Genomic DNA, 8,732 nt, shown 5'->3' with positions numbered 1-8,732 from the left:
GCCCGCGCCACCCGCGCCGCCGGCACCACCTGCGCCGCCGTCACCACCCGCGCCGCCGGCACCGCCGGCACCGCCGCCGCCGCCGGCACCACCGCCGCCGCCCGCGCCGCCCTGGCCCTCGTCCGCGCACGACGCGCTGCAACCGTCGCCGTCCGCCTGATTGCCGTCGTCGCACTCCTCGACGCCCGATTGCACGAACCCGTCACCGCAGCTCGCGTCCTCGCACGTCGACAGGCACGCATCCGTGTCCTCCTCGTTGCCGTCGTCGCACGCCTCGCCCGCCTGCACCACGCCGTCGCCGCACGTCGGCAGCGAGCAGTCGTTCTTGCAGCCGTCCGTGTCGTCCTGGTTGCCGTCGTCGCAGGCCTCGACGCCGTCCTCGACGAACCCGTCGCCGCAGCTCGCGCTCTTGCAACCCGAAACGCAGCCGTCGGTGTCGTTCGTGTTCCCGTCGTCGCATTGCTCGACGCCCGATTGCACGAATCCGTCACCGCAGCTCGCCGCGATGCAGGTGCCGAGGCACGCGTCCGTGTTCGACATGTTGCCGTCGTCGCATGCCTCGCCCGGCCCGACGACGCCGTCGCCGCAGCCCGGGAGCGAGCAGTTGTTCCGGCAGGCGTCGGTATCCACCATGTTGCCATCGTCGCAGGCCTCGACGCCCGATTGCACGACCCCGTCCCCGCAGCTCGCCGCCTTGCAGCCGACGAGGCACGCGTCCGTGTTGTTCGCATTGCCGTCGTCGCAAGGCTCGACGCCCATCTGGACGAACCCGTCGCCGCAGCTCGCCGGCACGCACTGGTTGAGGCACGCGTCCGTGTTGCTCGCATTGCCGTCGTCGCATTGCTCGACGCCGGCCTGCAAGAAGCCGTCGCCGCAGCTCGCCTGCACGCAGGTGCTCAGGCATGCGTCCGTGTTCGACACGTTGCCGTCGTCGCATTGCTCGACGCCGGTCTGGGTTTGACCGTCGCCGCACTTCGCGGTGACGCACGTGTTCAAGCACGCGTCGTTGCTGCTCTGGTTGCCGTCGTCGCACTGCTCGAAGCCTGCGCGGACGACGCCGTCGCCGCACTTGGCCTGCACGCAGGAGTTCAGACAGGCATCCGTGTTCACCATGTTGCCGTCGTCGCACTGCTCGACGCCCGTCTGCACGACGCCGTCGCCGCATTTCGCGGTCAGACACGAGTTCAGGCAGCCGTCGTCGTTGTTCATGTTGCCGTCGTCGCACTGCTCGACGCCCATTTGCACGACGCCGTCGCCGCACTTCGGGGCCTGGCACGTGCTCAGGCAGGTATCGTTGTCGTTCTGGTTGCCGTCGTCGCACACCTCGACGCCGGCCTGCACGTAGCCGTCGCCGCAACCGGCGTTCTTGCAGCCCATGACGCAGGCGTCGGTGTTCACCATGTTCCCGTCGTCGCATTGCTCGACGCCGGTCTGCACGTAGCCGTCGCCGCAGCTCGGGTTCTTGCAGGCATTCAGGCACGTGTCGTTGTTCGACGTGTTCCCGTCGTCGCATTGCTCGCCCGCCTGCACGTAACCGTCACCGCAGGCCGCGGGCTTGCACGCGTTCGTGCAGACGTCGGTGTTCACCATGTTCCCGTCGTCGCATTGCTCGACGCCGGCCTGCACGTAACCGTCGCCGCAGGCCGCCGTCTTGCAGCCCATGACGCAGCCGTCGGTGTTCGACGCGTTCCCGTCGTCGCATTGCTCGACGCCCGTCCGGACGAACCCGTCGCCGCAGGTCGCCGTCATGCACGTCGCGAGGCAGCCGTCGGTGTTCGACGCGTTCCCGTCGTCGCATTGCTCGGGCCCGTTCGTCAGGCCGTCGCCGCAGTAGGGCCCGGGGCCCGAGCAGTCGGCCTTGCACTTGCCGTATTGCCCGTTCGCCGCCCCGTCGTCGCAGGTCTCGCCCGCGCCGAGCGCCCCGTCGCCGCACACCGCGGCAGGCGCGTATTCGTAGGCGCCCATGTCGAATGCGGGGCCGTTGATCCCGTCCCCGTCGAGCGGCCGGATCGTGCCCTCGATGTCCTTCGACGGCGCGCCCGTCGCCGTGCCCACGTCGATGCAGAAGCTCGACGACTGGAGCTTGAGGTTCGTCGATCCGACGTAGAGCGGGTTCGACGAGATCGTGCCGGTGCCCGCGCTCGTCCCCGAATAATTCGTCGAATTCCCCCACACGTCCGAGTACGTCACCGTCATCGACGACGAACCGCCGCCCGTGTCCCGGTAGAGCCCCGTCGAATGGTTCGTCACGATCGAATTCTTGATCGTCGTCGTCAACGTCGGCGACGACGTGTACGCGTACACGCCGTAGATGCCATTCTGGTTGAGCGTCGCGTTCGTGATCGACAGCGACACGCTCCCCGAGCCCGACGACGACACGTACACGCCATAGCTCGAGTTGTTCCGGATCACCGCGTTCGTGATCGAGCCGCCCCCGAGACCGCTGTAGTACACGCCGTACGAGTTCGTGTGCGCCGTGAAGCCTTCCAGCGCGTGTGTCCCTTCGGGCACGCGAATCCCGTATTGCGCGTCCGTGATCGTCACGCCCGAGAACACGCTGTTCGTCTGCGTCTGCCGCAGCACGACCCCGTACCATTGCCCCGCGCCCGACGTCGCCCCTGACAACGTCACCGGCTGCGCCGTCGTCCCCTTCGAGCTCAGCGTGCCTCGCACGATGAGCTCCGTCTCCCCGGTGTCCGTCCCCGACGCCATCGCATCGGTCGTCGCGAAGCGCACCGTCACACCGGGATCGAGCGTCAGCGTCACACCGGGCGCCACCGTCAGATCCCCCGTCGCCGTGTACGGCGAGCCCGCGAGGTTCAGCGTCGTGTTCGTCCACAAGGTGCCGAGCAGGCCGTTCGTCGCGTCGCCCGTGTACGGAAGCGCCCCGATGTCGGTGCTCGCCGCGCTCGCGAAGCGCGCCGGCGAGTTCGACGTCAGCCGCAGGTTCGTCGACGACACGTACAACGGGTTCGCCGAGAAGCTCCCCGTCCCCGCGCTCGTGCCCGAATAATTCGTCGAATTCCCCCACACGTCCGAGTACGTCACCGTCATCGACGACGAACCGCCGCCCGTGTCCCGGTAGAGCCCCGTCGAATGGTTCGTCACGACCGAATTCGTGATCGTCGTCGTCAACGTCGGCGACGACGTGTACGCGTACACGCCGTAGATGCCATTCTGGTTGAGCGTCGTGTTCGTGATCGAAACCGACACGCTCCCCGCGCCCGACGACGACACGTACACGCCGTAGCTCGAGTTGTTCCGGATCACCGCGTTCGTGATCGAACCGCCCCCGAGACCGCTGTAGTACACGCCGTACGAGTTCGTGTGCGCCGTGAACCCGGAGAGATCCGGAGTGCCCTCGGCCACGCGAATCCCGTATTGCGCGTCCGTGATCGTCACGCCCGTGAGCACCGGGTTCGTCGCCGTTTGCCGGAAGACCACGCCGTACCATTGCCCCGCGCCCGTCGTCGTCGCCGCGAGCGTCACGGGCTGCGCCGCCGTCCCCTTCGAGCTCAGCGTGCCTCGCACGATGAGCTCTGTCTCCCCGGTGTCCATCCCCGACGCCATCGCATCGGTCGTCGCGAAGCGCACCGTCACCCCCGGATCGAGCGTCAGCGTCACACCGGGCGCCACCGTCAAATCACCTGTCGCCGTGTACGGCGAGCCCGCGAGGTCCAGCGTCGTGTTCGTCCACAAGGTGCCGAGCAGGCCGTTCGTCGCATCGCCCGTGTACGGAAGCGCCCCGATGTCGGTGCTCGCCGCGCTCGCGAAGCGCGCCGGCGAGTTCGACGTCAGCCGCAGGTTCGTCGACGACACGTACAGCGGGTTCGCCGAGAAGCTCCCCGTCCCCGCGCTCGTGCCCGAATAATTCGTCGAATTCCCCCACACGTCCGAGTACGTCACCGTCATCGACGACGAACCGCCGCCCGTGTCCCGGTAGAGCCCCGTCGAATGGTTCGTCACGACCGAATTCGTGATCGTCGTCGTCAACGTCGGCGACGACGTGTACGCGTACACGCCGTAGATGCCATTCTGGTTGAGCGTCGTGTTCGTGATCGAAACCGACACGCTCCCCGAGCCCGACGACGACACGTACACGCCGTAGCTCGAGTTGTTCCGGATCACCGCGTTCGTGATCGAACCGCCCCCGAGACCGCTGTAGTACACGCCGTACGAGTTCGTGTGCGCCGTGAACCCGGAAAGCGCCGGGGTGGCGTCGACCACGCGAAACCCGTACTGCGCGTGCTGCACGACGAGCTCCGTCGTCGTCAAGACGGCGCCGGCCGTGTCGACGACGACGCCGTACCACTGGCCCGCGCCTGTCGTCGTGGATCGGAAGTTCACCGGGCTCGCCGCGGTCCCCTGCACCTCCAGCGTGCCGCGGATCGTCATCTCGACCTCGCCGGTGTCCTTGCCCGTCATCAGGCCGTCCGACGTGCCGAACTGCACCTCGACGCCGGCCTGAATCGTGAGCTTCGCGCCCACGGGGACGATGATGTCCCCCTGCACGATGTAGGGGCTACCGGCCGGGGTCCAGGTCTGGTTGATGATGTTGCCGCCCGGGATCGTCGTCGCGGCCTGGGCGGCGCGTGGACACGCGAGCAAAACGACGGCCCATAATAGGGCGATCAAGGGAAATACGAGCGCTATCGGGCGCTTCATGGCTGGCTCCTCGCAGGAACGTTCGCGCGGGCGCGGGGCACCTTTCCCCCTCAAGCCCGACGGTTTCGCGACGCTACCGCAAGCCGTTCACCGACTCAACGACCTCCATCGATCCCCGGCTTGCCTCCGCGCCGCTTCCATGCCCCAATGACCGTGAAGCGATGCGCGCAAACGACGACGAGGAGCCCGGGGAAGAAACCGGCACGTTTGGTCCCCTTTTCGACAACCGCGGCACGATGGCCGCCCTCGCCGCGTCCGACGAAAACCTCCCCGCGCCGCCGCCGCGCGCCGCTTTCCTCGTCGCCTACGACCGGCTCGCCGAGCTCGCCTCCGCGACACGAAAGCCCTCCTTCGCCGTCGCGCTCATCGACCCGCGCGCGCGCCTCGTCGGCGCCGTCCTCTGCGAGGCTGGCTCGCCGCTCACGATCGGCCGGCACACGAAATGCCGCTTGCAAGTGCCCTCGTCCGCGATCTCGCTCCGCCACATGGCAGGGCTCGTCCTCGCCGAGGGCGGCGCGCCCAAGCTCCAGGTCTGGGACCTCAACACGAAGCTCCCGTTCCGCGCCGAGGACGGCCAGGAGAGCGGCGCCCTCTCCTCGGACGGCCCCACGTACCTCTCGATCGGCGCGTACGCGCTCTGGTTCTTGCCTTGCTCCCCCGGCGTCCCGTGGCCCGCGCGCGCGGGTGACGCGTGGACCTCGATGCCGCCGCGCACGTTCGTCGATCGGCGCGCCCCGACCGCGGCCGACAGGCGCGCCGGCGTCGACGCATTGCCCGCGCCGCGCCTCCGTGGTGGCCCGTATCGAGGCCTCGAAGAGCCCTCGCGTGTCACCACGCAGGCCTCGCCGCTCCTGCTCGGCGACGACGAGGAGCCCGAGATCGCCTGGGGCACGATCCGCCTGCAGGCCGGCATGGCGAAGGCGAAGCGGCGCGTCTCGGCGGAGCGGCTCGAACAGGGCCTGCTCATCGGCCGCTACGAGCGCTGCGGCCTCTCGCTCGGCGAGATCGACAGGAACGTCTCCCGCGTGCATTTTCTCCTCGTCCGCATCGGCGCGGACGTCTGGGCCATCGACACGGGCAGCACGAACGGCGTGCGTCGAAACGGCCGCGCCATCGAGGCCGAGGTGCTGGCCGACGTGGATCGCCTGGAGTTCGGCTCGCGCATGATCCTCGACTGGCAAAGGCTCGAGCACCCGGAGGCGTGATGGCCGAAGGCAGCTCCGCGGTCCCCATCGTGGATCTCGGCCCGCTCGTGCGAGGCGGCCCGGACAAACAGGTCACGGCGCGGGCGATCGACCAGGCCTGCCGCGGCTCGGGGTTCTTCTACGTCGTGGGCCACGGCGTGGACGAGGCCCTCGCCGCGCGCCTCGACGCGCTCTGCCGCGCGTTTTTCGCGCAGGATCTCGATCGAAAGATGGAGATCCGCATGGAGAAGGCGGCCCGCGCGTGGCGGGGGTATTTCCCCGTCGGCGGCGAGCTCACCTCGGGCAAACCCGATCTCAAAGAGGGCATCTATTTCGGCGCCGAACACGAGGACGACCACCCGCGCGTCCGGGCCCGCGTCCCCCTGCACGGGAAAAACCTCTTCCCCGACCTCCCCGGGTTCCGCGAGGCCGCGCTCGCGTGGATGGCCGAAATGACCCGCCTCGGTCACGTGATCCTCGAAGGAATGGCCCTCGGCCTCGGCCTGCCCGCCTCCTATTTCGCGGATCGTTACACCGCGGATCCCACGATCCTCTTCCGGGCCTTCCATTACCCGCCGCCGGAGGGCGGCGCCGAGGGCTGGGGCGTCGGAGAGCATACCGATTATGGTCTCCTCACGATCCTGCGGCAGGACGACGCCGGGGGATTGCAGGTGAAATCCGGCGGCCGCTGGATCGAGGCGCCGCCCGTGCCCGGATCCTTCGTCTGCAACATCGGCGACATGCTCGATCGAATGACGGGCGGGCTCTATCGATCCACGCCGCACCGGGTCCACAATCGCTCGGGGAGAAACCGGCTGAGCTTGCCGTTTTTCTTCGATCCAGGCTGGGACGCGGAGATCCAGGCAATCGACACGAGCCGTGCGGACGGCCGAGCGGACGAGCGGTGGGACCGGCAAAACGTGCACGAATTTCGAGGAACCTACGGGCAATGGCTCCTCGGCAAGGTGGCGAAGGTCTTCCCGGAGCTCGGGCAAGCGGCGGGCGTGACGTGAATTTCTCCGCGCGCACCCCCGATTTCCAGGGCTTCCCGGGCGTCGCCCCGGCGAACGCAGAATGCAAGCAAGAGGCCAGGACCGTAAAATTCCGTGTCCTCTCGCGATGTCCCAGCGTTCGTGCTATCCGGTAGGGCCTTCGAGAACCACGACCGCATGCGCGCCCGACGCCCCTACATCGCGGATCTCACGACCCAGACGCTGCAATGCCTGCTCACGGGTCCCATGCCGCCCGTCGTGCTCGTCCCGGTCGGCTCCGTCGAGCCGCACGGCCCGCATCTGCCTCTCGGGACGGACACGTTCATCGGCGACGCGGTGGCCGAGCGCGCGGTTTTTCTGCTCGAAGCACGGGGGACGGCCGCGCTGATCGGGCCGAGCGTGCCTTATGGAGTCACGCGTTTCGCCGAGGGGTTCGCCGGCGCCGTGACGGTCACGGAGGAGGCGCTCATTGCGTTCCTGCGCGCCGTCGTCGAGGGATATCTGAATGCAGGTTTTTCCCATGTTTGCCTGGTTTCGAATCACCTCGAGCCCGCGCACGACGCCGCGGTGAGGGCCTCGATCGAGGGCCTGCCCGCGGGCGGTGCCTCCGTGGCCTCGCCGCTGTCGCGCCGCTGGGCGCGCACGCTCTCGGCGGAGTTCAAGAGCGGCGCCTGTCATGCGGGGCGATACGAGACGTCCATCCTGCTCGCGGCTGCCCCGGACACGGTCGACCAAACGCGCATGGCGGAGCTCCCGGCGCTCGGAATCAGCCTCTCGGACGGTATCCGTCAGGGCAAGACGAGCTTTCTCGCCATGGGGATCACGGACGCATATACGGGCGCGCCTGCCGAGGCCACGGCCGAGGAGGGGCGCGATTCGATCGAACGCCTCGCGACGATGGTCGTGGGCGAAGTGGAAGACGGTCTCGCCGCGAAGGCCCTCCGGGGCGAAGCTTCGCGGAGTCCATGAAGTACCAGTAGGGGGGGAAATGAAGAAAGCACAGGAGTCCGGCGGTGACGACCGCTGGCAGCGGACGCTCGTCCAGATGATGCAAGGGCAGGCCTACCGCGAGCTCGCGGCGGCGCACCTCTTCGGCCACGGACTGCAATTCGTCCCGGAGATGCGCTGGCTCAAGCTCTTCACGTGGCACATCCGCGAGGAGCTCGAGCACTACGAGGCCGTGGCGCGCATGTACCAGGATTTCACGGGCGAGAGCGTCGAGCCCGTCGTCCATGCGCGCCTCGCCGAGCGCCCGGTGCCCCTCGCCACGAGCTTCTACGAGCTCGCGATGGCGCAGTTCCTGTACGACCGCGGCGGCTTCTGGCAGCTCCGCGAGTACGAGGAATGCAGCTTCGAGCCGTACCGCAAGGTGGTCCGCAAGATCGTCGAGGAGGAGCGTGGACACCAGGCGCTCGGCGAGCGCCTCGTCGTGGAGCTGTCGCTCACGGGGCGATACGACGCGGACAAACAGAAGCTCTTCGAGCGATGGCTCCGGCAGGGGCTTTTGTCGTTTGGCCGGCCGGGCAGCGAGGGGGCGCGATACGCCATCTCGATGGGGCTGAAAAAGCGTGATCCCGCGGCCGTCATGCACGACTTCCTCGACGACATCGCCGCGGCGATGCGCCTCTCGGGCCTCGTGCTCCCGCCGCTCGCCGCGCTCGGGATCGAGGGGCCCGAGAAGGCGCCCGCATCGGGCCCCGTGAGCGTACCGCGCACCGAGCGCAGCGCGGGCCAGCCCGCGGTCTAGAACATCGAGCGGTTTGGCAACCGCTCGATGTTCTAGCCTTGTTTCGTCCCGAGGGGGACGCCTCGCGTCCCCCTCTCGTCCGGGCAAAGCCCGGCCGATTCACCCCCCGAGGCGAGCTCGCTTCGCGATCTCGCAGAGCGCCGA

General features: G+C 68.5%; 5 protein-coding genes. 4 read left to right on the top strand and 1 reads right to left on the bottom strand.

The annotated features are described in order from the left end of the window. Nucleotides 1–4,665: DUF4215 domain-containing protein (locus QHF84_RS49755; protein WP_281320719.1), on the bottom strand; the 4,665-nt coding region annotated here is incomplete at its 3' end. Nucleotides 4,666–4,826: 161 nt separating this feature from the next. On the opposite strand from QHF84_RS49755, the gene QHF84_RS49750 reads away from it, so the two are divergent. The 4 genes from QHF84_RS49750 (at nucleotide 4,827) to QHF84_RS49735 (ending at nucleotide 8,588) form a co-directional block, all read left to right on the top strand. Further along, nucleotides 4,827–5,870: an FHA domain-containing protein gene (locus QHF84_RS49750; RefSeq protein WP_281320718.1), complete on the top strand. Its 1,044-nt coding sequence runs from the start codon at nucleotides 4,827–4,829 to the stop codon at nucleotides 5,868–5,870. Beyond that, nucleotides 5,870–6,862 (top strand): 2-oxoglutarate and iron-dependent oxygenase domain-containing protein, encoded by a 993-nt coding sequence (locus QHF84_RS49745; protein WP_281320717.1) that lies wholly within the window; start codon nucleotides 5,870–5,872, stop codon nucleotides 6,860–6,862. The genes QHF84_RS49750 and QHF84_RS49745 overlap by 1 nt, the downstream gene beginning before the upstream one ends. 156 nt (nucleotides 6,863–7,018) lie before the next feature. Next, nucleotides 7,019–7,810, top strand: coding sequence for a creatininase family protein (locus QHF84_RS49740; RefSeq protein ID WP_281320716.1), 792 nt, complete (start codon nucleotides 7,019–7,021; stop codon nucleotides 7,808–7,810). A 19-nt stretch (nucleotides 7,811–7,829) separates the two neighbouring features. Beyond that, nucleotides 7,830–8,588 carry a Phenylacetic acid catabolic protein gene (locus tag QHF84_RS49735; protein ID WP_281320715.1) on the top strand — a complete coding sequence of 253 codons (759 nt, stop codon included), beginning with the start codon at nucleotides 7,830–7,832 and terminating at the stop codon, nucleotides 8,586–8,588. Nucleotides 8,589–8,732: the final 144 nt, after the last annotated feature.

This window comes from Polyangium sp. y55x31 (genome assembly GCF_029946505.1).
Lineage (GTDB): Bacteria > Myxococcota_A > Polyangia > Polyangiales > Polyangiaceae > Polyangium.
Note: the sequence above shows the minus strand (reverse complement) of the source record. Positions and strands in the feature narration are given on the sequence as shown.